21 protein-coding genes are annotated in these 23,797 nt (G+C 74.8%); 2 read left to right on the top strand and 19 right to left on the bottom strand.

Features of this window, described 5'->3' with window-relative positions; genetic code table 11:
• Positions 1-18 precede the first annotated feature (18 nt).
• Positions 19-774, top strand: a complete 756-nt coding sequence (locus GQ466_RS08470; RefSeq protein WP_161102139.1) for a DUF1707 domain-containing protein — start codon at positions 19-21, stop codon at positions 772-774.
• A gap of 58 nt (positions 775-832) precedes the next feature.
• Here GQ466_RS08470 and GQ466_RS08465 read toward each other — a convergent pair whose 3' ends face one another.
• The 19 genes from GQ466_RS08465 to mraZ form a co-directional block, all read right to left on the bottom strand.
• A complete protein-coding gene (locus GQ466_RS08465) occupies positions 833-2,350 on the bottom strand; it encodes a hypothetical protein (RefSeq protein ID WP_161102138.1) in 1,518 nt (505 codons plus the stop codon).
• Positions 2,351-2,494: 144 nt separating this feature from the next.
• On the bottom strand, positions 2,495-3,445 hold the full coding sequence (locus tag GQ466_RS08460) for a DivIVA domain-containing protein (protein WP_161102137.1): 951 nt from the start codon (positions 3,443-3,445) through the stop codon (positions 2,495-2,497).
• 72 nt (positions 3,446-3,517) lie between these two features.
• On the bottom strand, positions 3,518-3,808 hold the full coding sequence (locus GQ466_RS08455) for a YggT family protein (protein ID WP_161102136.1): 291 nt from the start codon (positions 3,806-3,808) through the stop codon (positions 3,518-3,520).
• A gap of 22 nt (positions 3,809-3,830) precedes the next feature.
• Positions 3,831-4,346, bottom strand: coding sequence for a cell division protein SepF (locus tag GQ466_RS08450; protein ID WP_161102135.1), 516 nt, complete (start codon positions 4,344-4,346; stop codon positions 3,831-3,833).
• A 99-nt stretch (positions 4,347-4,445) separates the two neighbouring features.
• Positions 4,446-5,150: a YggS family pyridoxal phosphate-dependent enzyme gene (locus tag GQ466_RS08445; RefSeq protein WP_161102134.1), complete on the bottom strand. Its 705-nt coding sequence runs from the start codon at positions 5,148-5,150 to the stop codon at positions 4,446-4,448.
• Positions 5,147-5,869 carry a peptidoglycan editing factor PgeF gene (gene pgeF, locus GQ466_RS08440; protein WP_161102133.1) on the bottom strand — a complete coding sequence of 241 codons (723 nt, stop codon included), beginning with the start codon at positions 5,867-5,869 and terminating at the stop codon, positions 5,147-5,149. The genes GQ466_RS08445 and pgeF overlap by 4 nt, the downstream gene beginning before the upstream one ends.
• The gene (ftsZ, locus tag GQ466_RS08435; RefSeq protein ID WP_161102132.1) at positions 5,866-7,278 is read right to left on the bottom strand and encodes a cell division protein FtsZ; all 1,413 of its coding nucleotides are present in this window, start codon (positions 7,276-7,278) and stop codon (positions 5,866-5,868) included. Before ftsZ ends, pgeF begins: the two co-directional genes overlap by 4 nt.
• A gap of 372 nt (positions 7,279-7,650) precedes the next feature.
• Positions 7,651-8,385, bottom strand: coding sequence for a cell division protein FtsQ/DivIB (locus GQ466_RS08430; RefSeq protein WP_161102131.1), 735 nt, complete (start codon positions 8,383-8,385; stop codon positions 7,651-7,653).
• Between the two features lie 55 nt (positions 8,386-8,440).
• Positions 8,441-9,853 (bottom strand): UDP-N-acetylmuramate--L-alanine ligase, encoded by a 1,413-nt coding sequence (gene murC, locus GQ466_RS08425; protein ID WP_161102130.1) that lies wholly within the window; start codon positions 9,851-9,853, stop codon positions 8,441-8,443.
• A 42-nt stretch (positions 9,854-9,895) separates the two neighbouring features.
• The gene (murG, locus tag GQ466_RS08420) at positions 9,896-10,999 is read right to left on the bottom strand and encodes an undecaprenyldiphospho-muramoylpentapeptide beta-N-acetylglucosaminyltransferase (protein ID WP_161102129.1); all 1,104 of its coding nucleotides are present in this window, start codon (positions 10,997-10,999) and stop codon (positions 9,896-9,898) included.
• A 50-nt stretch (positions 11,000-11,049) separates the two neighbouring features.
• Entirely contained in the window at positions 11,050-12,306 is a 1,257-nt protein-coding gene (gene ftsW / locus GQ466_RS08415) for a putative lipid II flippase FtsW (RefSeq protein ID WP_161102128.1), read from the bottom strand.
• An 8-nt stretch (positions 12,307-12,314) separates the two neighbouring features.
• Entirely contained in the window at positions 12,315-13,715 is a 1,401-nt protein-coding gene (murD, locus tag GQ466_RS08410) for a UDP-N-acetylmuramoyl-L-alanine--D-glutamate ligase (protein WP_161102127.1), read from the bottom strand.
• The gene (mraY, locus tag GQ466_RS08405) at positions 13,697-14,758 is read right to left on the bottom strand and encodes a phospho-N-acetylmuramoyl-pentapeptide-transferase (protein WP_161102126.1); all 1,062 of its coding nucleotides are present in this window, start codon (positions 14,756-14,758) and stop codon (positions 13,697-13,699) included. Before mraY ends, murD begins: the two co-directional genes overlap by 19 nt.
• Positions 14,755-16,161 carry a UDP-N-acetylmuramoyl-tripeptide--D-alanyl-D-alanine ligase gene (locus GQ466_RS08400; protein ID WP_161102125.1) on the bottom strand — a complete coding sequence of 469 codons (1,407 nt, stop codon included), beginning with the start codon at positions 16,159-16,161 and terminating at the stop codon, positions 14,755-14,757. Before GQ466_RS08400 ends, mraY begins: the two co-directional genes overlap by 4 nt.
• On the bottom strand, positions 16,158-17,726 hold the full coding sequence (locus GQ466_RS08395) for a UDP-N-acetylmuramoyl-L-alanyl-D-glutamate--2,6-diaminopimelate ligase (protein WP_161102124.1): 1,569 nt from the start codon (positions 17,724-17,726) through the stop codon (positions 16,158-16,160). The genes GQ466_RS08400 and GQ466_RS08395 overlap by 4 nt, the downstream gene beginning before the upstream one ends.
• An 82-nt stretch (positions 17,727-17,808) precedes the next feature.
• Positions 17,809-20,094 (bottom strand): peptidoglycan D,D-transpeptidase FtsI family protein, encoded by a 2,286-nt coding sequence (locus tag GQ466_RS08390; RefSeq protein ID WP_202420013.1) that lies wholly within the window; start codon positions 20,092-20,094, stop codon positions 17,809-17,811.
• A 25-nt stretch (positions 20,095-20,119) separates the two neighbouring features.
• The gene (gene ftsL, locus GQ466_RS08385) at positions 20,120-20,761 is read right to left on the bottom strand and encodes a cell division protein FtsL (RefSeq protein WP_161102123.1); all 642 of its coding nucleotides are present in this window, start codon (positions 20,759-20,761) and stop codon (positions 20,120-20,122) included.
• Positions 20,758-21,738, bottom strand: a complete 981-nt coding sequence (rsmH, locus tag GQ466_RS08380; RefSeq protein WP_161102122.1) for a 16S rRNA (cytosine(1402)-N(4))-methyltransferase RsmH — start codon at positions 21,736-21,738, stop codon at positions 20,758-20,760. Before rsmH ends, ftsL begins: the two co-directional genes overlap by 4 nt.
• A 253-nt stretch (positions 21,739-21,991) precedes the next feature.
• Positions 21,992-22,423, bottom strand: coding sequence for a division/cell wall cluster transcriptional repressor MraZ (mraZ, locus tag GQ466_RS08375; protein ID WP_161102121.1), 432 nt, complete (start codon positions 22,421-22,423; stop codon positions 21,992-21,994).
• A gap of 368 nt (positions 22,424-22,791) precedes the next feature.
• On the opposite strand from mraZ, the gene GQ466_RS08370 reads away from it, so the two are divergent.
• Complete coding sequence (locus GQ466_RS08370; RefSeq protein ID WP_378186506.1) at positions 22,792-23,787, top strand: AAA family ATPase; 996 nt, start codon at positions 22,792-22,794, stop codon at positions 23,785-23,787.
• The last annotated feature ends 10 nt before the right edge of the window (positions 23,788-23,797 follow it).

The raw sequence follows: 23,797 nt of genomic DNA, 5'->3' as shown, positions 1-23,797 counted from the left end.
GTTTGCGATGATGGCGGGGTGAACCTTCCCGAAGACCCCGCGACGCCCGATCCGGCCCCCGCCGGCCCGGCGTCGTTGCGCGCGTCCGACGCCGACCGCGACCGCGTCGCCGACCGGCTCCGCGAGGCCTTGGCCGAGGGCCGGATCACCCCGGAGGAGCACGCCGAGCGGATCGACGCCGTCTACCGGGCCCGGACGTACGCCGAGCTGGAGCCCGTGCTCCACGACCTGCCCGCCCCGAACGACCCGCCCGCTCCGGCCGTCTCGCTCCGCAAGGAGCCCGAGGCCGCGCCGCCGCCCGCGCCGCAGTCCAGCGCGCTCATCGCGATCTTCTCCGGCGCCGAGCGCAAGGGCCGCTGGCTCGTGGAACCGCACACGTCCGCGACCTGCGTGTTCGGCGGCATCGAGCTGGACTTCCGGCGCGCCGTCCTGTCCCAGCGCGAGGTCACCGTCAACATCACCGCGATCTTCGGCGGGGTGGAGATCACCGTCCCGCCGGGCGTGCGCGTGGTCAGCTCGGTCGCGACCGTGTTCGGCGGCGTCGAGCCCGTCGAGGACGAGCTGGACCCCGACGCCCCGACGATCCGGCTCACCGGGCTCGTCCTGTTCGGCGGCGTGTCCGTGCGGCGCCGGGAGGTGGGCGCGAGCCGCGCCGCGCTGCGCCGGGAGCGCCGCGAGGAGCACCGCCGCCGGATCGAGGACCGGCGCGCGGAGCGGGAGGAACGGCTGGCCGAGCGGCGCCGGGAGCGCGACGAACGGCGCGAGGCCCGCTGAGACGGCGGACGGCCGCGTCCCGGAGCGGGAGGCGGCCGTCGGCGGGCTGTTCTCGGGGTCAGCGCGCGCGTTCGCGGTCGGGCTGGCAGACCAGGCAGGGCGTGCAGCCCCGGGCCTTGGCCTCCGCCCGCGACAGCGCCTCCAGGTCGTCGGCCTCGTCGCCGATGTCCTCGATGAGCGCGCAGTCGATCCGGTGGTAGCGCTTGGTGCCGCTGAGGATGCGGACGGGCTCGTCGTCGCCGCCCGCCGCGGGAGTCCCGCCCGCGGGCGCGGAACGCCCGGCGTGGACGGGCGTGTCGTCGTGCGTCGCCGCCGGGTCGGACACGCGCGGACGCGGCGCGTTCGTGGATCCCGGGAACGCCAGCGGGTCGTCGAACGACCCGGGCAGCGGGTCGGTCAGCGGATCCGGGCGCCGGGGCGGTTCGCTCGGCAGCGCGGCCAGCGGGTCGGTCAGCGGGTCGGTCAGCGGGTCAGGTGCGGCCGGACGGAACGACTCCGGCGGCAGCCCGGCGAGCGGGTCGACCGCGCGCGGCTCCGGCTCATAGGCCGGCTGCTCCCGGACGGGCTCGTACGGCGTCTCGTACGACGCGTCGTAGCTCGGCTCGTACGGCGCCTCGTACGCGGGCTCCGCCGCGGGCGGTCCGCCCGGGACGGGCCACGCCGACGGCACCGGGCCGGACGCGGACGGGTCGGACTCCAGCGCGCCCAGCGGGTCGGGCTCGTGCGGCGCCGGGGGCTCGGCGGGCGGCTCGGGCCGGGGTTCGGGCCGGGCCTCGGGCTGCGGTGCGGGCACGGGCGCCGGCTGGGGCTCGGCCGGGACCGGAGGTTCGGGCAGGGCCGCGAAGGACGCCGTGGAGGACACCGGGGGCGACGACGCCGTGGGGGCCGGGTCGGCGGCGGGTTCGGCGTCGGGGCCGTCCGTTCCGCCGGACTTGAGCAGCGAGCGCCGGGTCGGCAGCGGGGCGGGGGCCGCGCCGTCCCCCGCGCCGGACTCCTTGACGGCGGTCGCGGCGGATCCTTCGGCGGTGGCCGCGCCTTCGGCGGAGGCCGCCGGGACCGACACCGCGGCGCGCGCCGCCAGCGCGGTGTCGGGCATGCAGGCGGTGCAGGGGCTGAACCCCTCCTCCTTCGCCTCGGCGTACGTCAGCTCCTCCCCGGTCCGCCCGGCGAGCTGCCGGCACGTGTCGAGGTGGTAGCGCTTGCGGCCCCGCACGACATGGACGACCGCGTCGGCCGGGACCTCGGGGGCCGGGCCGGAGACCGCGCCGTCCTCGTCGTCGGCGTCCTTGCCGTCCTTGGCCGCCTTGCGGTCGGCCTTGCGCTCGGCCTTGGTGCGCTCCCTGCGGCGGCGGTCGGCCGCCGCGGCGGAGGCGCCGGAGCCGAACAGCTCCTTGCGCCGCAGGATCACCCCGACGATCAGGCACAGCAGCGAGACGATGCTGACGCCGATGGACACGTAGATCACCGTCAGCGCGTCCACGCCGAAGACCTGGGCACTCGTTCCCTCGCCGGCGACGATGCCCGCGACGAGCAGGGCTATCGCCGCCACCACCAGGACGCCACTCAGGATGATCACAGGTAACTCCGCTCTACAGGCGTTCCCCGAGCCGTCGCGACGGTTCGGGGCGGGTCCACCGACGTGCCGTCGCGCCGCCGGGATGGCACGCGGGCCATCCACGGCGCGGCGACCGGGAAGACACTACCGCCTGTCCGGACTCGGTCAGCGCCGCTCGTGCGGCGGATTGTCGCCGCCCGCGTGGAACGCGCCCGTCGCCGAGTGCTGGACCTGCTGCTGGGCGTGCTGGGGCTCGGCCTGCGGCGGGAACGGGTTCGCGCCGGTCGGGTTCGTCCCACCCTGCCGGTTCTCGCCGTGGCCCAGAGTGTTCTGCGGGCCGGTCTGCGGACCCGTGACGCTTCCGAGGTTCGACGCCGGGACGGGGAATCCGCCCGTCTCGGTGCCGCCCGCCTCGACGTCGCGGAGCAGGCCCTCCAGGTAGACCTTCAGGCGGCTGCGGTACTCGCGCTCGAACGCGCGCAGGTTGTCGACCTCGCGCTCCAGCTCCTCGCGCTGCTGCACGAGGGAGCCCATGACCTGGCGGTGCCGCTCCTGGGCGTCGCGGTCGAGGGCCTCGGCGCGCGAGCGGGCCTCGGTGACGATCTGGTCGGCCTGCCGACGGGCCTTGCCGAGGATCTCCTCGGCCTCGCGGCGGGCGCGGCCGAGCGTCTCGTCGGCCTCGCGCCGCGCGTCGGCGATGGCCTGGTCGGCGGTCTGCTGCGCGAGCGCGAGGACGCGCGCCGCGGTGTCCATGTTGTCCTCGCCGGAGGGCGCGCCGCCCATGCCGAGGCCGAGCGGGGCGGGCTCGGGCTCGGGCTGCGGCGGGGGCGGCGCCTGCTGGGGCTGCGGCGCCTGCTGCTGCGGCTCGGGGCGCGGGGGCTCGGGCAGCTTCTGCACGTCGGGCTTGGGCTCCACGATCGGGGCCGCCATCGCCGGGACCTTGCCGCGCAGGCACTCGGCCAGCTTCGCGCGAAGCTCCTCGTTCTCCTGGATGAGGCGGTCCAGCTCGGCCTCGACCTCGTCGAGGAAGGCGTCCACCTCCTCCTCGTCGTACCCCGGCCTCAGCCTGGTGGTACTGAACTGCTTGTTCCGCACGTCTGCGGGTGTCAGCGGCATGTTGGTCTCCTTGGCGCGCTTGGAGTCTGTCCGTTAGGACGGTATCCGATCAGAGCCTCCACACGAAGATGATCAAGGGATCACCGCCTGCACGACCCAGATCAGGACCCAGACCACAAGGATGAGCAAGGTGAAGCTGAGGTCCAAGGCCACGTTACCCAGACGGACCGGCGGTATGAAACGCCTGAAGAGTTTCAGTGGCGGGTCGGTGATCGTGTAGGTCGCCTCGGCGATCACCAGCAGCAGCCCGCGCGGTTTCCAGGACCGCGCGAACGACTGCAGCACCTCCAGCACCAGCCTTCCGACCAGGAACAGGAGGAAGAGATACAGCAGGGCGACGAGCACCTGTTCGAGGATTCGCACGTACTACCTTCGTCTGTGGCCGTCAGCTCTGGTTGAAGAACCCGCGTTCCGCCATCCGGGCCTTGTCCTCCGCCGTCACCTCGACATTGGCGGGCGAGAGGAGGAACACCTTGTTCGTAACACGCTCGATGCTCCCGTGCAGCCCGAACACCAGACCCGCCGCGAAGTCGACGAGACGCTTGGCGTCGCTGTCGACCATCTCGGTGAGGTTCATGATCACCGGCGTCCCCTCGCGGAAGTGCTCGCCGATGGTCCGCGCCTCGTTGTAGGTCCTCGGGTGCAGCGTAGTGATGCGCGCGAGGTCCGTGGTGCCGGACTCGTACAAAGCGACGGGGCGGCGCTCGGTCGCGGGAACGTGGTGATCACGGTCCACCGCGTCGTCGGCTCGGGTAAGCTGACCGCCGGGCTCCTCGCCCGGGCGGCGACCCGCAGCGGCGTCGGCCTCGTCGTCGTAGACGTCGTCATCGTAGTAGTCGCCGTAGCGGTCGTCCTCCACAAGGCCGAGGTAGACCGCCATCTTGCGCATCGCGCTGGCCATACGCTCCTCCTGTGGCCCAGGCCCCCGGCGCCCCGGACGCCGCTCGCGGACGGTGCATTCGCGCGGCCCCCGTTTGAGCAGGTGCCACTGGGTGGGACATTACCTGACGATTGCCCGTCGGCCTCCGAGCAACGCCGTACCGATCCGCAGGTGTGTCGCGCCGCACTCGATCGCGTCCTCCAGATCCCCGCTCATTCCGGCAGAGATCACCGTCGCGGCGGGATGATCGGCGCGCAGTCGCGCGGCGATCACGGCGAGTCGCGCGAAGGCCGCCCGCGCGTCGCCGCCGAGCGGGGCGACCGCCATGACCCCGGCCAGTTCGAGGTCCCCGGCCGCGGCGATCTCCGCCGCGATCTTCGGGACGTCGTCCGGCGCGGCGCCGCCCCGGCCCGCCTCGTCGTCCAACGAGACCTGGACGAGGCAGCGCAGCGGCCGTCCGGTGCGCGCGGCGGCGTCGGCGAGGGCCCGGACGAGCCGGACCCGGTCGACCGACTGCACGACGTCGGCGTACCCGGCGACCGACCGGGCCTTGTTGGTCTGAAGCTGCCCGACGAAGTGCCGGGTCAGCGGCAGGTCGGCGGTCGCCTCGGCCTTCGGGCGGGCCTCCTGGTCGCGGTTCTCGGCGACGTCGGCGATCCCGAGCCCGGCGAGCAGCCGCACGTCGGACGCGGGAAAGGTCTTGGTGACGGCGATCAGCGTGAGGTCGTCCGGCGACCGTCCGGCCGCCGCGCAGGCGGCGGCGATCCGGGCGCGGACGTCGGCGAGGTTGGCGGCCAGCTCGGCCGTCCGCTCCTCGGGCGTCATCCGGCGAGCCAGACGAACCCGGCGAACCGCCCGGTCGTGCCGTCCCGGCGGTAGGAGAAGAGGTCCGGCGTCTCCAGGGTGCAGCGCGGGTCCGTGTGGACGTCGGCGACCCCGGCGCGGGCGAGCTGCCCGGCGATCCCGGCGCGGATGTCGAGCGCGGGCGTGCCCTGCCGGGTCGTCGCATGCGCCTCGGGGACGACCTCCGCCACCTCGTCGCGCATCGCCGCGGGCACCTCGTAGCAGGACCCGCACGCGGCGGGACCGATGGACGCGGTGATGCGCGCCGGGTCCGCGCCGAGGTCGACCATGCGGGCGACGAGCGCGGGCACGACCCCGGCGGCGGTCCCGGGCCGGCCCGAGTGGGCGGCGCCGACGACCCCGGCCGCCGGATCGGCGAGCAGGACGGGCGCGCAGTCGGCGACGAGCACCGCGAGCGCCAGCCCCGGGACGGTCGTGACGACCGCGTCCACGGCCAGGTCCGGTTCGGGCGCGGTGACGTGCGCGACGTCCGCGCCGTGGACCTGCCGCATCCAGACGGTGCGCGCCGGGTCGGTGCCGAGCACGGCCGCCGCGCGGCGCCGGTTGGCCTCGACCGCGCGCGGCTCGTCGCCGACGGCGCCGCCGAGGTTCAGCGCGCCGTACGGGCCGGAGCTGACGCCGCCGGACCGGCCGGTGAACGCGGCGCCGACCCCGGCGCCGAGCCGCACCGGCGTGATCACTTCAGGAAGTCGGGGACGTCGAGGTCGTCGTCCTCGTCGAACACGACCGGACGGCGGCCCCGCGAGGACGCGGCCGGGCCGTCGCCCTCCCCCGTGTGCGCGCGGCCGGCCGGCGGGTCGGCCGGGCGCGGCGCGGGCGGGCGCGCGCCCTCGGGACCGTCGCCGGACGGCGCCGGGTCGGGCTCGGCCGCGTCCGCGCGGTCGGCGGGCGCGGGCGGCTCGGGCCGGGACTCGGGCTCGCGGCGGCCGGGCGGCGGGCTCGCGGGCCGGGCCTCGGCGTCCGGCGCGGGCGCCGGGACGGGCGCGGCGGCGGCCTGCGCGATGGTCTGCGGCGGCACGGGCGGCTCGGCGCGCCCGATCCGGCTCGGGATCGGGTTGACCGGTGTCGCCGCGACCGGCGGCGGCGTGGGCCGGGGCGGCGGCGGGAGCCGACGCGGTTCGGCCTCGGCGGGCTTGCCGGGGTGCAGTTCGTCGAACCCGGCGGCGATCACGGTGACGCGGACCTCGTCGCCGAGGGCGTCGTCGATCACGGCGCCGAAGATGATGTTGGCGTCGGTGGCGGCGGCGTTGGACACCAGTTGCGCCGCCTCGTTGATCTCGAACAGGCCGAGGTCGGACCCGCCGGAGATCGACAGCAGCACGCCGTGGGCCCCGTCGATGCTCGCCTCCAGCAGCGGGCTGGAGATCGCCATCTCGGCGGCGGCCACGCTGCGGTCGTCGCCGCGCGCCGAGCCGATGCCCATGAGCGCCGAGCCCGCGCCGGACATGACCGACTTGACGTCGGCGAAGTCCAGGTTGATGAGGCCGGGCGTGGTGATGAGGTCGGTGATGCCCTGGACACCGGACAGGAGCACCTGGTCGGCGGCCTTGAACGCGTCCAGGACGCTGACCTGCCGGTCGGAGATCGACAGCAGCCGGTCGTTCGGGATGACGATGAGCGTGTCGACCTCGTCGCGCAGCGTCTCGATGCCGGCCTCGGCCTGCATCGCGCGGCGCTTGCCCTCGAAGGAGAACGGACGGGTGACGACGCCGATCGTCAGCGCGCCGAGGGACCGGGCGATGTTCGCCACGACGGGCGCGCCGCCGGTGCCGGTGCCGCCGCCCTCCCCGGCGGTGACGAAGACCATGTCGGCCCCCTTGAGGACCTCCTCGATCTCCTCGCGGTGGTCCTCGGCGGCCTTGCGGCCCACGTCCGGGTTGGCCCCGGCGCCGAGGCCGCGCGTCAGCTCGCGGCCCACGTCCAGTTTCACGTCGGCGTCACTCATCAGCAGCGCCTGGGCGTCCGTGTTGATCGCGATGAACTCGACGCCCTTGAGTCCCTCCTCGATCATCCGGTTGACGGCGTTCACGCCGCCGCCGCCGATGCCGACGACCTTGATGACCGCGAGGTAGTTCTGCGGTGCTGCCACGACGAGGGGCCTTTCCGCTCGCTCTGCCGACCGGTCGGAGACGGTCCACTGGGACCGGTTCCGCCGCGGTGTTCCTGACCATTGCCCACGTCGCCTGCTCGGGAGCGCGGCGGCCGAGGCCGTCGCCAACCCTCACCCTCAACGTGAGGTTTACAGTTATGTCAACCTGAGGACTGATACGGACAGTAGGGCGGGCTTCCACCAGGGTCAACTAACCTGCCGCCAACTGCACCGGCGTGTCGCAGACCGCACGAGTTGCCCGGTTGGGGCGCCTGCGCGCCCCGGCCGGCGCGGTGGTCCCGCCGTTTCCGTCCGAGGCTCAAGCGTGCCCGATCCGGACGCAGGAATCGCCCCGACACACGGGCCGGGCCGTCACCGGGTGGTGATCACGTCCGGGGAGCCGACGTCGATCGTCCGGGGTCCGCGCCCGGCCGGGGTGCGCATCAGGGCCTCGGCGAGGCGGGCCTTCTCGGCCGATCGCTCCGGCGAGCCCCACACGATCGTGAGCCCGCCGCGCAGCCGCAACGTGACCGATTCCACGGTCGGCGCGGTCACCTCGACGACCTTCGCGCGCAGCCCGCCGGGCAGTTCCCCGACGACGCGCAGCGCCGCGAGCGTCGGCGGGTCGGTCGGGGACGGCGCCCCGACCGTCAGCAGCGGGACGTCCGGGACCGCCGTGCCGTCCCGCACCGGGAACCCGCCGGTGTCGACCTGGTAGTAGCGCCCGCCGCGCTGGTAGGCGGCGACCGGGACGCGTTCGCGCACCACGATCCGCACCGTCGCGGGCCAGTGCCGCTCCACGCGCACCGACGCGACCTCGTGCAGGGTCGCGACGCGGTGCTTGACGTCGTCGGGGTGCAGCCGCACCATCGGCAGCCCGAGCCGGATGCCCGCCGCCGCCGCGACCCGGTCGGGCGTGAGCAGCTTCGTCCCGGTGACCTCGACGTGCCGGACGACCAGCAGCCGCGACCCGAGCAGCGCCCAGCCCGACGCGCCCAGCACCGCCGCGACCAGCAGCCCGACGAACAGCGCCTTCCACCGGTCGGGACGGCGCGCGCGCCGCGCCGTCGTGTCGCGTGCCGACCGTCCCGTCCCCGCCTCCGTCATGATCCCCAGGATGGCGGGACCGCGCCCGCCGGTGCGGGATCCCACGCCGGGACGGTCAGGACGCGGCCGAGATCGCGTCGAGGATCTTCGGCCCGAGCCGCGTCACGTCCCCGGCGCCGAGCGTGATCACGACGTCGCCGGGGCGCGCCAGCTTGGCCAGCGTCGCCGGGACGGTCTCCTGGTCGGGCGCGTACACCGTCTCGACGTCGGCCGGGACGGCGTCGGCGACGAGCGCGCCGGTCACGCCGGGCTCGGGGTCCTCGCGGGCGCCGTAGACGTCCAGCACGACCGCGACGTCGGCGCGGCCGAGCGCGGCGCCGAACTCGGCGGCGAAGAAGCGGGTGCGGCTGTACAGGTGCGGCTGGAACACCGCGACGATGCGTCCGCCGCCGTCGCGCTGCGCCACGTAGTCGCGGGTGGCGTCGAGGTCGGCGATCACCTCGGTCGGGTGGTGGGCGTAGCTGTCGAACACGTCGACCCCGGCCGCCGAGCCCTTGCGCTCCAGCCGCCGCATCGCGCCGCCGAACTCGCGCAGCCCCTCGCGGACGGCGCCGAGGTCCAGGCCGAGCGCCTGCGCGACCGCCACGCACGCCGTCGCGTTGAGCGCGTTGTGCCGTCCGGGGACGCCGAGCGCGACCGCGCCGACGCCCGGCACCGTGAACTCCGAGCCGAGGCCGCGCGGGACGAAGCCGGTGACGCGCAGGTCCGCGTCCGCCGACTCGCCGTAGGTCCGGACGGTCAGCCCCCGGGCCCGCGCGTGCTCGACCAGTTCGGCGACGACCGGGTCGTCCGCGCCCGCGACCAGCGTGCCGCCGGGAACGATCCGGTCCACGAACCGGACGAAGTTCTCCTTGACCTTCTCGAACCCGCCGTAGTTGTCGAGATGGTCGGCCTCGACGTTGGTGACGATCGCGATCTCGGGCGCGTACCGCAGGAACGAGCCGTCGCTCTCGTCGGCCTCGGCGACGAACACGTCCCCCGAGCCCTCGTCCGCGCCGAGCCCGGTCGTGACGAGCTGGCCGCCGATGCAGTACGACGGGTCCGCGCCCGCGCGCTGGAGCGCGACCGTCAGCATGGACGTCGTCGTGGTCTTGCCGTGCGTGCCCGCCACCGCGACCGCGCGCCGTCCCGCCATCAGCGACGCCAGCGCCTCCGACCGGTGCAGGACCCGCAGCCCCCGCTCCCGCGCCGCCGCCAGCTCCGGGTTGCTCTCCCGGACGGCCGTGGACACCACGACCGTGTCGGCGTCCCCGAGGTGCGCGGCGTCGTGGCCCACGTGGACGCGCGCGCCGAGCGCGGCGAGCTGGCCGAGCAGCTCCCCGTCGCGGGCGTCGCTGCCCGACACCGCGATGCCGCGCCGCAGCATGATCCGCGCGACGCCGGACATCCCGGCGCCGCCGATCGCGATGAAATGGACCCTGCCGAGGTCACCGGCGGGCACGGCCGCGCCGGGGCTGATCGAACTCATCGGGTGGCGTCCCCTCGTCTCCCGCTCCGCACGCCGGCGGGACTACCGGTCCCCGCCCCGCCCGTGGGCGGCGCGGACGACCTCGTACACCATCTGGGCGAGCGCCACGTCGGCGTCCCGCCGTCCCATCCGCCCCGCCGCCTCCGACATCGCGGCGACCCGGCCCGGGTCGGCGAGGACGGGCAGCAGGTGCCGGACGATCCACTCGGGGGTCAGGTCGGCGTTGTCGACGAGCATCCCGCCGCCCGCCGCGACGATCGGCTCGGCGTTCAGCTTCTGCTCGCCGTTCCCGATCGGCAGCGGCACGTACACCGCGGGCAGCCCGACGGCGGCCAGCTCGGCGCACGTCATCGCCCCGGCCCGGCACATCGCCATGTCGGCGGCGGCGTAGGCGAGGTCCATCCGGTCGCAGTACGGGATCGTCACGTACTGCGGGCCGCCCTGCGCGGGCTCGGGCTCCTCGGTGTTCTTCGGCCCGACGATGTGCAGGACCTGGATCCCGGCCTGCCGGAACGCCGGGGCGGACGCGACCGCCGCCTGGTTCAGCGACCGGGCGCCCTGCGACCCGCCGAAGATCAGCAGCGTCGGCAGGTCCGGCAGCAGGCCGAAGTAGGAGCGCGCCTTGTCGCCGACCGCGAGCCGGTCCAGCGCGGCGATCTCGCGGCGCAGCGGGATCCCGACATAGCGGGCGTTCGGCAGCGGCGAGTCGTGGTGGGAGACCGCGACGTTGTCGGTGAACCGCGAGCCGAGCTTGTTGGCGAGACCAGGCTTGGGGTTGGCCTCGTGGACGATGATCGGCACCTTGCGCTTGCGAGCCGCGAGGTACCCGGGCGTGGCGACGTAGCCGCCGAACCCGACGAGGACGTCGGCCTGCGCCTGGTCCAGGACGTTCGCCGCCGCGTTGATCGCGCCGCGCAGCCGTCCCGGGACGGTCAGGAGCTGCGGCGTGAGCGTGCGGGGCAGCGGGACGGGCGGGATCAGCGCCAGCTCGTAACCCCGCTGCGGCACCAGCCGGGTCTCCAGGCCGCGTTCGGTGCCGAGGCACGTGATCCCGGTCTGGGGGTCGTCGCGGCGCAGCGCGTCGGCGAGGGCCAGTGCGGGCTCGATGTGTCCGGCGGTGCCGCCGCCGGCGAGGACAACCCTCATGCTCCTTGACAACTCCTCAACTGTTCCGGTGCGCCTGCTTGTCGGGGGATTCAGCGCCGTGCCAGGCCCAGCCAGCTTAGAGCCCGCACCACCGGACCGGGGCCGCGCGCGGCCAGCGCCTGCCGCGCGCCGGGTTCGCGCTTCGCGAACGCCAGCAGCATCCCCAGCGCGATCAGCGTCGGGATCAGCGCCGAACCGCCGTAGGAGACGAGCGGCAGCGGGATCCCTGTGATGGGGAACACGCCGATCACCGCGCCGATGTTGACGATGGCCTGGACCAGCAGCCACGACGTCGCGCCCGCCGCCGCGAGCCGGGTGAACGGGTCCTTGACGCGGCGGGCGATGCGCAGTCCCGCGTAGGCCAGCAGCCCGAACAGGTGCAGGACGACGAGCGTCCCGACGAGCCCGAACTGCTCCCCGACGATCGCGAAGATGAAGTCGGTCTCCGGATGCGGCAGGAACCCCCACTGGGCGCGTCCCTCGCCGAGGCCGGTGCCGAACCAGCCGCCGGACGCGACCGCGAACAGCCCCTGGATGCCCTGGTAGTAGCTGCCGTGCGCGTTGCCCTCGGGGTCGAGGAAGCCGGTGAGCCGCGCCATCCGGTACGGGCTGACGACGGCGAGGATCGACACGACCATCGCGACGAGCCCGACGACGCCGACGAACAGCCGTCCCGGCGCGCCCGCCACCCACAGCAGCGCGAGCAGGATCGTGAGCAGCACCATCGTGGTGCCGAGGTCGTCGCCGAGCATGACGAGCACGGCGAGCAGGCCCGCGCCCGGCAGCAGCGGCATGAGCAGCGGGCGCCACTCGGTGAGCTGGCCGAGGCGTTCCTTGCGGGCGAGGATGTCCGCGCCCCACAGCACGAGGCCGAGCTTGGCGGGCTCGGACGGCTGGAGCTGCACCGGCCCGAAGCTGATCCACCGCGTCGCGCCGTTCGCCGACTGGTTCAGGCCGGGGACGAGCACGAGCGCGAGCGCCACGACCGACAGCAGCAGGAGCGGGTAGGCGAGCGTCCGGAACGTCCGGACGGGCAGCCGCGACGCGCCCCACATGCCGAGCACGCCGAGCACCATCCACATGGCCTGCTTCTGCACGAGCGTGTACGCCGAGCCGGTCTCCTGGAGCTGCTTGACGCTGGACGCCGCCAGCACCATCGTCAGCCCGAGCGCCAGCAGCATGAACGTGCAGCCGAGCACGAGGTAGTAGGAGGTCAGCGGCCGGTCGAGCAGCCCCACGGCCGCCACGACCTGCTCGCGCAGCCCGGGCCGACGGGTGCGGCCGTCCTCCGCGGGTACGGCGCTCATCGCACCCCCTACCGGGACCCGGCCAGCCGCCGCACCGCCGCGGCGAACGCGTCGCCGCGCGCGCCGTAGTTCGGGAACATGTCGAACGACGCCCCGGCGGGGGCGAGCAGCACCGTGTCGCCGGGGCGGGCCAGCCCGGCCGCTGCGGTCACCACGCGGTCCATCGCCCCAGTGTCGGTGTCGGGGACGTCCACGACCGGGACATCCGGCGCGTGTCGCGCGAGTGCCGCCGCGATCCGGTCCCGTTCGGCGCCGAGCAGGACCGCGCCGCGCAGCCGCCCGGCGACGGACGCGACGAGGTCGTCCACGTCCGCGCCCTTGAGCAGGCCGCCCGCGATCCACACCGCCGACGCGCACGCGGCCAGCGAGGACACGGCGGCGTGCGGGTTGGTGGCCTTGGAGTCGTCCACGTAGTCGACGCCGTCCACGGTCGCGACGTGCGCGATGCGGTGCGGGTCGGGGACGAACGCGCGCAGCCCCGCGCCGACCGCCTCGGACGGGACGCCGAACGCGCGGGCCAGCGCGGCGGCGGCGAGCGCGTTGGCGACGTTGTGGGGCGCGAACGGCCGGACGTCGGAGGTCCGCCCGAGTTCTTCGGCGGCCGTCACCGGGTCGGGGACGAACGCGCGGTCGACGAGCAGGTCCTCCACGACGCCGACCTGGCCGGGCGCGGGGACGCCGAGCGTGAACGCCCGCGCGTCCGGGCCGCCGAGCGCCGCCGAGCCGGGGTCGTCGGCGTTGACGACCGCGATCGTCCCCGGCGCGAAGATCCTGGCCTTGGCGGCGGCGTACTCGTCCAGCGACCCGTGCCAGTCCAGGTGGTCGGGCGCGATGTTCAGCACGGCCGCCGCGTGCGGCGTCACCGTGGACGACCAGTGCAGCTGGTAGCTGGACAGCTCGACCGCGAGGACGTCGTGCTTCTCCAGCACGGCCTCCACGATCGGGGTGCCGACGTTGCCGACCGCGAGCGTGTCGTGCCCGGCGGCGGTGAGGATCGCGGCGAGCATCCGCACGGCGGTGGTCTTGCCGTTGGTGCCGGTCAGCGCGAGCCACGGCGCGGCGCCGGGGCCGCGCAGCCGCCACGCCAGCTCGACCTCGCCGAACACCTCGATCCCGGCGGCGCGGGCGGCGGCGAACAGCGGCGCGTCCGGCCGCCAGCCCGGGGACGTGACGACGAGATCGGCGCCGTCGGGCAGCGTGTCGCCGTCGCCGAGCCGGACGTCCACGCCGTGCCCGGCCAGCTCGGCGGCGTCGGTGCGGCGGCGCTCGTCGTCGCCGCCGTCCACCACCGTGACCCGCGCCCCGCGCTCGGCGAGGACGCGCGCGGCGGCGCGGCCGGACACGCCGAGGCCCGCCACGCACACGCGCCGGCCGGACCACTCCCCCGTCGTCACTTCTTGGGCATCCATTCCAGGTAGAACAGGCCGAGTCCGATGCCGGTGAACAGCGCCGACATCAGCCAGAATCGCACGACGATCGTCGTCTCGACCCAGCCCGACAGCTCGAAGTGGTGCTGGAGCGGCGCCATCTTGAACACGCGTTTGCCCGTGAGCTTGAACCCGCCCACCTGGATGATCACCGACAGGGTGATCATGACGATGAGGCCGCACAGGATCGCCAGCAGGAACTGGGTCCGGGTGAGGATCGCGAGGCCGACCAGGACGCCGCCGAGGGCCAGCGAGCCGGTGTCGCCCATGAAGATCTTGGCGGGCGGGGCGTTCCACCACAGGAAGCCGAGCACCGCGCCGAGCATCGTCGCCGCGACGACCGCGAGGTCGAGGGGGTCGCGGACGCTGTAGCAGTTCTGGGCGAGCGCGCCGTCGAAGCAGCTGTTGCGCAGCTGCCAGTTCCCGATGATCACGTAGGCGGCGAGGACCATCGCGGCCGGGCCCGCGGCCAGGCCGTCCAGCCCGTCAGTCAGGTTGACGCCGTTGGACATCGCCGCGATCAGCAGCAGCGCCCACAGGACGAACAGGTACGGGCCGATCGTCGGGCCGAAGTCGCGCAGGAACGACAGGCGCGGGGACGCGGGGGTCACGTCGTAGCCGTTCGGGAAGTTCAGCGCGCCGACCGCGAACACCACGCCGATCAGGACGATCCCGATCATCTTCGCGCCGCTGCGCAGGCCGAGGCTGCGCTGCTTGAAGACCTTGATGTAGTCGTCCACGAAGCCGACGAACCCGAGGCCGGTCATCAGGAACAGCACCAGCACGCCCGAGATCGTCGGGGGCGTCCCGGTGAACAGGTGCGCCGCCGCGTACCCGATGAGCGAGCCGACGATGAACACCGCGCCGCCCATCGTGGGCGTCCCGCGCTTGCTGAGGTGGGCCTCGGGGCCCTCCTCGCGGATCATCTGGCCGTAGCCGAGCCGCCGGACGATCCGGATCCACACCGGGGTGCCGAGCATGCTGAACAGCAGAGCGATGCCCGCTCCGATGAGAATGTTGGTCATCGGCGCCCGCCTCCCGCGGCCGGCCGGCCGTCCGCCAGCAGGGCCTCCGCGACCCGTTCCAGCCCGGCGACGCGAGAGCCCTTCACCAGCACGACGTCTCGCGGCCGGAGCCGCTCGCTGAGCACGGTCACCGCCGTGCCGACGTCATCCACCTGTACGCACTCTCCCGTCCATGACGCCACCTGCCCGGCCCCTTCGGCCATCGCCGACGCCGCGCCGCCGACCGTGATCAGGCCGTCGAATCCGCTGCGCGCGACATGCTGCCCGATCTTGGCATGTTCCGCCACAGAAGAGTCCCCGAGTTCGGCCATCTCGCCCAGAACCGCGAAGGCGCGGCGGCCCCTGGCCATGTGCCGGACGACGTCCACGGCCGAGCGCGTCGAGTCCGGATTGGCGTTGTAGGCGTCGTTGACGACCGTGACGCCGTCCGCGCGCTCGGTGACCTCCATCCGCCACCGGCTCGCCGGGACGGCGTCGGCCAGCCCCGCCGCGATGTCCGCCAGGCCGACGCCCGAGGCGCGTGCCGCCGCCGCGGCGGCCAGCGCGTTCAGGACGGCGTGGGCGCCGTGCAGCCGCAGCGCGACCGGGGCGCTCCCCTCCGGCGTCACCAGCGTGAACACCGGGCGGCCCGCGTCGTCCAGGCGCTCGTCCACGGCGCGGACCTCGGCGTCGGGGCCGCGCCCGAACAGCACGATCGGCGCCTTCGTCCGCGCCGCCATGCCCCGGACCAGCGGGTCGTCGGCGTTGAGGACGACCGTGCCGTCCGGGCCGACCGCCTCGGGCAGCTCGCCCTTGGCGCGCGCGATGCCCTCCGGGCTGCCGAACTCGCCGAGGTGCGCGGTGCCGACGTTCAGCACGACGCCGACGTGCGGCGGGGCGATCCCGGCCAGGTAGGCGATGTGACCGACGCCACGCGCGCCCATCTCCAGCACCAGGTGCCGGGTCGCGGCGTCCGCGCGCAGGACCGTCAGCGGCAGCCCGATCTCGTTGTTGAACGAGCCCGGCGGCCACACCGTCGGCCCCGACCGCTCCAGCAGGTGCGCGATGAGGTCCTTGGTGGACGTCTTGCCCGCCGACCCGGTGACCGCGACGACGCGCGCGTCCGGCAGCCGTGCCAGCACGCCGCGCGCGAGGCGGCCGAGCGCCTCCTGCGCGTCCGGCACGACGACGGACGGGCCGCCCTCGACCGGCCGTTCGGCCAGCACCGCCGCCGCGCCCGCGGCCAGCGCCGCCGGCGCGAAGTCGTGCCCGTCGGCGCGCTCGCCGCGCAGCGCGACGAACAGCGCGCCCGGTTCGACGGCCCGCGAGTCGATGACGACGGGCCCGGCCACGACGGTCGCGGGATCGCCGTGCGCGACGCCCCCCGTCGTCTCCGCGACCGCCGCCAGTGGAAGTGGGATCACGCCTGCGTCCCGTCCCCTCTCAGGTGGCCCTCCGGCCCGCCCCCGGCGGCGCCGGCCCGGCGCAGCGCCGCGCGCACGACCTCCCGGTCGTCGAACGCGATGACCTCGCCGGCCACGTACTGTCCCTGCTCGTGGCCCTTGCCCGCGACGACGATCACGTCGCCGCGCCCGGCCCGGCCGATCGCCAGCCCGATCGCGGCGGCGCGGTCGGGTTCGACCACGATGTGCGCCCGCTCGGGCTGCGGCACCTTGAGCCCGCCCTCGACCATAGCGGCGAGGATCGCGAGCGGATCCTCCGACCTCGGGTTGTCGCTCGTGAAATAGGCCGCGTCGGCGAGCCGCGCCGCCGCCTCGCCCATCAGCGGGCGCTTGCCCCGGTCGCGGTCGCCGCCGCAGCCGAGGACGATCGCGAGCCGTCCCTCGGTGACCGGCCGCAGCGCCGTCAGCACGGCCTCGACCGCGCCGGGCTTGTGCGAGTAGTCCACGAGGACGGCGAACTCCTGGCCCTCGTCCACCGGCTCCAGGCGTCCGGGGACGCCGCGCAGCGACGCGACGCCGCGCACCGCCGCCGGCAGGCCGATTCCGGCCTCCACGAGCGCCACGACGGCCGCGAGCGCGTTGGCGACGTTGAACGGCCCGGGCAGCGCGACCGACGCGTCCGCCTCGACGCCGCCCGGCCCGACGATCCGGAAGGCGCTGCCCGCCGGGCCGCCGCGCACGTCCTCGGCCCGCCAGTCGGCGGCCGGGTCGCCCTGCGCGGAGACCGTCGTGATCGGGATCGACGCGATCTCGACCAGCTCGCGGCCGTAGAGGTCGTCGACGTTGACCACGCCGACCTTGCTGTACTCCGGCGTGAACAGTTTCGCCTTCGCCAGGAAGTAGTCCTGCATGGTCGGGTGGTAGTCCAGGTGGTCCTGCGAGAGGTTGGTGAACACCGCGACCTCGTAGCGCGCGCCGCCGACCCGTCCCTGCGCGAGCGCGTGGCTGGACACCTCCATCGCCGCCGCGCCGACGTGCTGCTCGCGCATCATCGCGAACAGCGCGTGCAGGTCGGTGGCCTCGGGGGTGGTGAGCGCGCTCGGGACGCGCCGGTCGCCGATGCGCATCTCGACGGTGCCGATCACGCCCGTCTCGACGCCCGCGGCGCGCAGGCCCGCCTCCAGCAGGTAGACGGTCGTGGTCTTGCCGCTGGTGCCGGTGACGCCGATGAGCGTCAGGTCGGTCACCGGGTCCCCGTAGACGTAGGACGCGGCGGCGCCGAGGCGGGCGCGCGCGTCGTCCACGACCAGGACCGGCCGGCCGGCGGCCTCGGCGGCGGTCCGCCCGGCCGGATCGGTGAGGATCGCGACGGCGCCCGCGGCGGCGGCCTGCGGCGCGAACTGCGCGCCGTGCGCGCGGGTGCCCGGCAGCGCGGCGTACAGGTCGCCGGGACGCACCGCGCGCGAGTCGTGGGTGATCCCGGTCAGCTCGACCGCGCCGGCGGACGGGCCGGCGGACGGGTCGTCGGCGCCGAGCAGCGCCGCCAGCCCCGACAGGGACCGGGGTGTACTCGTGGTGGGGCGCATGGCGTCTCTTTCAGCACGAATTGAACGATTTTTCCGGTGAGCCCGGTCCAGAACTCACGGCGACAGAGGTTACTCCGCGCCGTCAGTCCCGGACGTGGATCCGCACCTTCGGCGGCCTGCTGCCCGTCGGCGGGATCTTCCGGGCGGCGAGGGCGGCCTCCATCACGTCCCGGAACACCGGCGCCGCGGCGTCCCCGCCGAAGTGGCTGCCCTTCGTCGGCCGCTGCAAGACGACCTGCACGACGAGCTGCGGATCGTCCGCCGGGGCGAACCCCGCGAACGACGCGGTGAACCCCGCGCCCCGGTAGCACCCGCACGCGGGGTTGGCGATCTCGGCCGTGCCCGTCTTGCCCGCCACCCGGTAGCCCGGGATCTGGGCGAGGGGCGCGGTGCCCTCCTTGGTCGTGACCCCCTCCAGCATGTCACGGATCTGCCGGGCGGTCTCGGCGCTGACGACCCGCCGCTGCGCGGGCGCCGACGCCGCCGTGAAGCCGCCGTTCTCGTCCACGCTCCCGGCGATGAGGTTCGGCGCCACCCGGACGCCGCCGTTGGCGATCGTGGCGTAGACGCTCGCCATCTGCACCGCGTTCACCGACAGGGTCTGGCCGAACGCGATGGGGTACCGGTCCGTCCCCGACCACTGCGACGGCGGGCGCAGCACGCCCGGCGTCTCGCCCGGCAGGCCGATCCCGGTCTTCTGCCCGAACCCGAACGCCCGCTCGTACGCGTACAGCGTCTCGGGGCTGATCCGCTGGCTCGCGAGGATCGTCCCGACGTTGCTGGACGTGGCGAGCACGCCCGCGAACGTCAGGTCCTCGGGCGGGTGCGGGTGCGAGTCGTGGAAGACCGTGTCGTAGAACTTGACGCGGTCGGGGACGTGGAACGGGGTGTCGGGCCGGACGCCGCCCTTCTCCATCACCGCCGCCGCCGTGATCACCTTGCCGGTGCTGCCCGGCTCGTACGCCTCCTGGACGACCGGGCTCCCCCACGACTTCGCCTTCGTGTACTCGTTCGGGTTGTAGCCCGGCGCGGACGCCAGCGCGAGCAGCCGTCCGGTCCTCGGCTCCATGACGATGACCGTCCCGCTGCGCGCGCCCGTGGCCCGCACCTGCTTCTCGATGGCCTGCTGCGCCTTGAACTGCAGGTCGCGCATCAGCGTCAGCCGGACGCCCTTGCCCGGGACGGGCGGCTTCTTCTGGTCCTCGCCCATCGGGATGTGCTGGCCGTTGGTGCTGATCTCGACGCGCTGCCAGCCGTCGCGTCCGGCCAGCGAGGAGTTCAGCGCGCTCTCCAGCCCGGCGCCGCCTTCGCCCTCGGCGTTGACGAACCCGATCACGCCCGCCGCGAGCGAGTCGTTCGGGTACTCGCGCCGGTACTCCTGCTCGGTGCGAATGCCCGGCAGGTCCAGGTTCATTACCAGCCGCGCCTGGTCGGGCCGGACGCCGTGCGCGAGGTACTCGAACCGGCTGTCGGGCGCGCTGATCCGCTTGAGGACGGTCGCCGGGTCCAGCGACAGCATCGGCGCGAGCGCCGCGACGACCTGCTGCCGCTTCTCCGGCTTGATCACGCTCGGGTCGGCGACGATCGCCTTGGCCTCGACGGTCATCGCGAGCGGGTTGCCCTGCGCGTCGGTGATGTCGCCCCGGACGGCGGGCAGCTCGATCGGCTGGAGGCGCTGCTTGCGGGCCTGCGCGGTGTACTTGCCGGACTCGATCGTCTGGAGCTGGACGAGGCGGCCCGCGAACAGCGACAGCACGAACGCGACGACCAGCAGCGTCCCGTTGAGGCGCTTCAGCGGGTCGCGGCGGCGGAACGGCGTCTTCGGGCGCGCGGGGCGGCGCGGCGGGCCGGACCGCGGGCCGCGCGGACCGCCGCCCCCGCCCGCGCGCTGCGCGCCCGCCTTGGCGGCCCGGCCCGCGCCGGGCTTGGCGGCGCCGGCCCTGCCCGTGCCAGATCGGCCCGTGCCGGATCGGCCCGTGCCCGACGTGCCCGTGCCCGACTTGCCCGTGCCGGATCGGCCCTTGCCCGGTTTGCCCGTGCCTGACGTGCTCGTGCCCGACTTGCTCGTGCCGGGCTTGGGCACCCCGGGCTTGGCCGTCCCCGGCTTGGCCGTGCCGGACTTGCCCGTGCCGGACTTACCCGTGCCCGTGCCGGGTTCGCCCGGGCCCGGCGTGCCGGTGCGGGGCGGCGGCGGCGCCTCGCGGGCCGGACGGCGCGGCCGGGCGCCCGGCGTCCTGCCGGTGTCGCCCGCGCCGCGTCCGGACGCGCGCGGCCCGGCGCGGTCGTCGCGGCCCGGGGCGCCCCGCCCGCCGGGCCGGGGCGTCCGGCGGCCCCCGCCGGACGGCGGTCCCGCCGGTCTCCTGCTCATGCCGTCCTTCTCCGCCCGTCCCGGATCACGGGGTCTCCGCACCGCCCGGCGCGGTCGGGACGCCGTCGCCCGGCACCACCGCGCCGGGGATGCCGAGCACGCCCGCCGCCCCGGCCGCCGCGGCGGCGGCGCTCGGCACCGGGCGCATCGACCCGCCGATCGGACGGCCCGTGTCGGCGTCCAGCCAGGCCAGCGTGTCGGGCTGGCGCATCCCCAGTTGCTCGGCCTTCTTGCGCAGGCTCTCCGGCGACTCCTCGCGCGCGATCTCCTCCTCCAGGCCCTGCTTCTGCTGGGCGAGGATCTTGTTGTCGCGCTGGAGGCGGGTGAGCGTGAACGCGTCCTCGGCGAGGACGGTGTTCAGCAGCAGCAGGCTGACCAGCGCGCCGCCGAGCAGCCCGACGATGAGCAGCACGAACGGCGCGCGCGGCGCCGACCCGCGCGCCGGCCGCGCCGCCCGCTCGACGCGCGGCTCGACCCGCGCGTCGGTGCGGGCCTCGGTCCGGGCGTCGGTGCGCGGCTCGGTGCGCGGTTCCGGGCGCGGCTCGGCCGCGGGCCGGGCGCGCGGCGCCGTCCGGGCGGCCGGACGCGCCGTGGCCGCCGCACGGCCCCGCGCGCGCCCGCGCGGTCGCTCGTCCTGCGCCCCCGGCGGACGCGTCGTCGTGGTCATGTCGCCTCCCGGACCCGCTCGGCGGCGCGCAACCGCACCGATCCGGCACGCGGGTTGGTCGTGGTCTCCGTGTCCGACGGCAGCTCGGCCCCCCGCGTCAGCAGCCGGAAGCGCGGCTGGTGCTCGGGCAGCGGGACGGGCAGGTCGGGCGGGGTCGTGTCGGCCGCCTGGGCGGCGAGGAGCCGCTTGGTGATGCGGTCCTCCAGGGAGTGGTAGCTGAGGACGACGACCCGGCCGCCGACCGGCAGCGCGTCCAGCGCGGCGGGCAGCGCGCGGCGCCAGGTCTCCAGTTCGCCGTTCACCTCGATCCGCAGCGCCTGGAACGTTCGCTTGGCCGGGTTCCCGCCGGTGCGGCGGGTCGCGGCGGGGATCGCGGTGCGGACGAGGTCGGCGAGCTTCGCCGTCGAGTCCAGCGGGGCCTCGGTCCGCGCCCGGACGATCGCGGCGGCGATCCGCTGCGCGAACCGCTCCTCGCCGTACTCGCGCAGGATCCGCGCCAGCTCGGCGGGCGGGTAGCCGTTGACGACCTCGGCCGCGGTGAGGTCCTGGGTGCGGTCCATCCGCATGTCGAGGGGAGCGTCGTAGGAGTAGGCGAAGCCGCGGTCGGCCTCGTCCAGTTGCGGGGACGAGACGCCGAGGTCGAACAGGACGCTGTCGAGCGCGGGCACGCCGAGGCGCGCCAGCACGTCCGGGATCTCGTCGTACACGGCGTGGACGAGCGTGACGCGGTCGCCGAAGGGTTCGAGCCGCCGCGCGGAGCGCTCCAGCGCGGTGGTGTCGCGGTCCAGCCCGATGAGGCGCAGGTCGGGATGGGCGGCCAGCATCGCCGCGGCGTGCCCGCCCATGCCGAGCGTCGCGTCCAGATGGACCGGCGCGCGGCCGGTGACGCGGTCGACGGCGGGTGCCGCGAGTTCCAGAACGCGGTCGAGCATGACCGGTACGTGACCGGCCTCGGCCGCGTGGTCGCCCACGGTCAAGTCCTCTACCCCCTTGTAGCAAGCCGCCGCGCTCGCGGTGTTCTGCGCGGCTCGCCGGTGCCGCACGGCCCCCCGGTGCGTCCGGCGGCCTCGTCCGGCCAGGTCCCCATCCGCTGCCCTGAGGAAGTGATCCGCGTGCGCGACGCGGGGGGTCGCCGTCTGGCACCGGGGAAGCTGCGCCAGAGGGCTCGGAGAGCGGCTGGAGACCTGGCCGAACGTGGGCCCGTTGCCGGTCGCGGACCGGCGCGCGTGGTCACAGGATCCCTGGCAGCACCTCCTCGGAGACGTCGGCGAACGCCGGTTCCTCGGCTTCCAGGTAGGTCTCCCAGGCCGCGGTGTCCCAGATCTCCAGGCGCGTGTTCGCGCCGATGACCGTGCACTCGCGGCTGAGGCCCGCGTAGGCCCGCAGCGGGGCCGGGATCGTGACGCGCCCCTGCTTGTCGGGGACCTCGTCAGAGGCCCCGGCGAAGAAGACGCGGCTGTAGGCGCGCACGGAGCGGTCGGTGACCGGCGCCGCGCGCAGAGCCTCGGTGATGCGCTGGAACTCCGCCGTCGGGAAGACGTACAGGCAGCGCTCCTGGCCCTTCGTGATCACCAATCCCCCCGACAGCTCCTCGCGGTACTTCGCAGGCAGGAACAGCCGTCCCTTGTCGTCGAGGCGCGGATTGTGGGTGCCGAGGAACACCGGCTCCCACCTCCCGCACCGCATGAGTCGCTACTGCGCCCCACGGCGCTCCACTGTACTCCACTCTTCCCCACCGTCAACCGCGAAAACGCGTCCCACGCCGCGAGATCATCGGAGATTGCGCAGGTCAGAAGGGGTGGTGCGGAGTGGGGGGCGCGCGGCCCCGTCGACCCGGTCAAGACGCGGAACGGTCGCGCGGCGCCACGAGGCCGAAATGGGCCGGAGAAGAGGCGGGGAATGGCAGCGGTTTCCGTAGAGCACAATGGGCACCCGTTCCCCGGGAACAACGCGGCGCCCGCGCCGAGGACGTACTGTCGTTCGAGGCGCGCGAGGGCGGGCGGCGGAGCTGTGGGCGAGGAGGGTCGCAGGTGGCAGTTGGGACGCACGACGGCGAGCCGGTCATGGAGGCCGCCGCGGGACTCGATGACCTGGCCCGGGTCGCGGGGGCGATCCGGCGTGCCGTCGAGTCGGTCGTGGAGGGGAAGGCGTCCGCGGTCCGGCTGGCGCTGACCGTCCTGCTCGCCGAGGGTCACCTGCTCATCGAGGACGTCCCCGGCGTCGGCAAGACGCTGCTGGCCAAGGCGCTGGCGCGGTCGGTCGACTGCTCGGTGCGGCGCGTCCAGTTCACCCCCGACCTGCTGCCGAGCGACATCACCGGCGTCAGCGCCTACGACCAGGAACTGCGCGAGTTCGAGTTCAAGCCGGGGCCGGTGTTCGCGAACATCGTCGTCGGCGACGAGATCAACCGGGCGTCCCCGAAGACCCAGTCGGCGCTGCTGGAGTGCATGGAGGAGCGCCAGGTCACGGTGGACGGGACGACGTACCCGCTGGAACCGCCGTTCATGGTCGTCGCGACGCAGAACCCGGTCGAGATGGAGGGGACCTATCCCCTGCCCGAGGCCCAGCGGGACCGCTTCACCGCGCGGATCTCGATGGGCTACCCCGATCCGGCCGCCGAGCTGGAGATGCTGGACGTCCACGGCGGGCGCTCCCCGCTGGACGGCCTCGCCCCCGTCGCGGACGCGGCGGACGTGCGGCGCCTCATCTCCGTCGTGCGCGGCACGCACGTCGCGCCGTCGGTGCGGCAGTACGCGATCGACCTCGTCACCGCGACCCGCAACCACCCGGACCTGCGGCTCGGCGCGTCCCCGCGCGCGACGCTGCACCTCGTCCGGGCGGCGCGGGCGTACGCGGCGCTGGACGAGCGCGACTACGTGCTGCCCGACGACCTCCAGGACCTCGCCGTCCCCGTCCTCGCGCACCGGCTGCTGCCGACCGCCGAGGCGCGGATGGAGCGGCGCCGCCCCGAGCACGTGGTCGCCGACCTGGTGAAACGGCTGCCCGTGCCCGCCGCGGGGAAGTGACTCGCGGGAC

The organism is Actinomadura rayongensis, assembly GCF_009831215.1.
GTDB classification, from domain to species: Bacteria; Actinomycetota; Actinomycetes; order Streptosporangiales; family Streptosporangiaceae; genus Spirillospora; species Spirillospora rayongensis.
This window is presented reverse-complemented; position numbering and strand designations above follow the sequence as displayed.

Excerpts from the sequence above, each read along its gene's own strand:
- GQ466_RS08460 (WP_161102137.1), bottom strand. The coding sequence starts at position 3,445 with ATGCCGCTGACACCCGCAGACGTGCGGAACAAGCAGTTCAGTACCACC.
- GQ466_RS08450 (WP_161102135.1), bottom strand. The coding sequence starts at position 4,346 with ATGGCCAGCGCGATGCGCAAGATGGCGGTCTACCTCGGCCTTGTGGAG.
- GQ466_RS08445 (WP_161102134.1), bottom strand. The coding sequence starts at position 5,150 with ATGACGCCCGAGGAGCGGACGGCCGAGCTGGCCGCCAACCTCGCCGAC.
- GQ466_RS08430 (WP_161102131.1), bottom strand. The coding sequence starts at position 8,385 with ATGACGGAGGCGGGGACGGGACGGTCGGCACGCGACACGACGGCGCGG.
- murC (WP_161102130.1), bottom strand. The coding sequence starts at position 9,853 with ATGAGTTCGATCAGCCCCGGCGCGGCCGTGCCCGCCGGTGACCTCGGC.
- murG (WP_161102129.1), bottom strand. The coding sequence starts at position 10,999 with ATGAGGGTTGTCCTCGCCGGCGGCGGCACCGCCGGACACATCGAGCCC.
- ftsW (WP_161102128.1), bottom strand. The coding sequence starts at position 12,306 with ATGAGCGCCGTACCCGCGGAGGACGGCCGCACCCGTCGGCCCGGGCTG.
- murD (WP_161102127.1), bottom strand. The coding sequence starts at position 13,715 with ATGGATGCCCAAGAAGTGACGACGGGGGAGTGGTCCGGCCGGCGCGTG.
- mraY (WP_161102126.1), bottom strand. The coding sequence starts at position 14,758 with ATGACCAACATTCTCATCGGAGCGGGCATCGCTCTGCTGTTCAGCATG.
- GQ466_RS08395 (WP_161102124.1), bottom strand. The coding sequence starts at position 17,726 with ATGCGCCCCACCACGAGTACACCCCGGTCCCTGTCGGGGCTGGCGGCG.
- GQ466_RS08390 (WP_202420013.1), bottom strand. The coding sequence starts at position 20,094 with ATGAGCAGGAGACCGGCGGGACCGCCGTCCGGCGGGGGCCGCCGGACG.
- ftsL (WP_161102123.1), bottom strand. The coding sequence starts at position 20,761 with ATGACCACGACGACGCGTCCGCCGGGGGCGCAGGACGAGCGACCGCGC.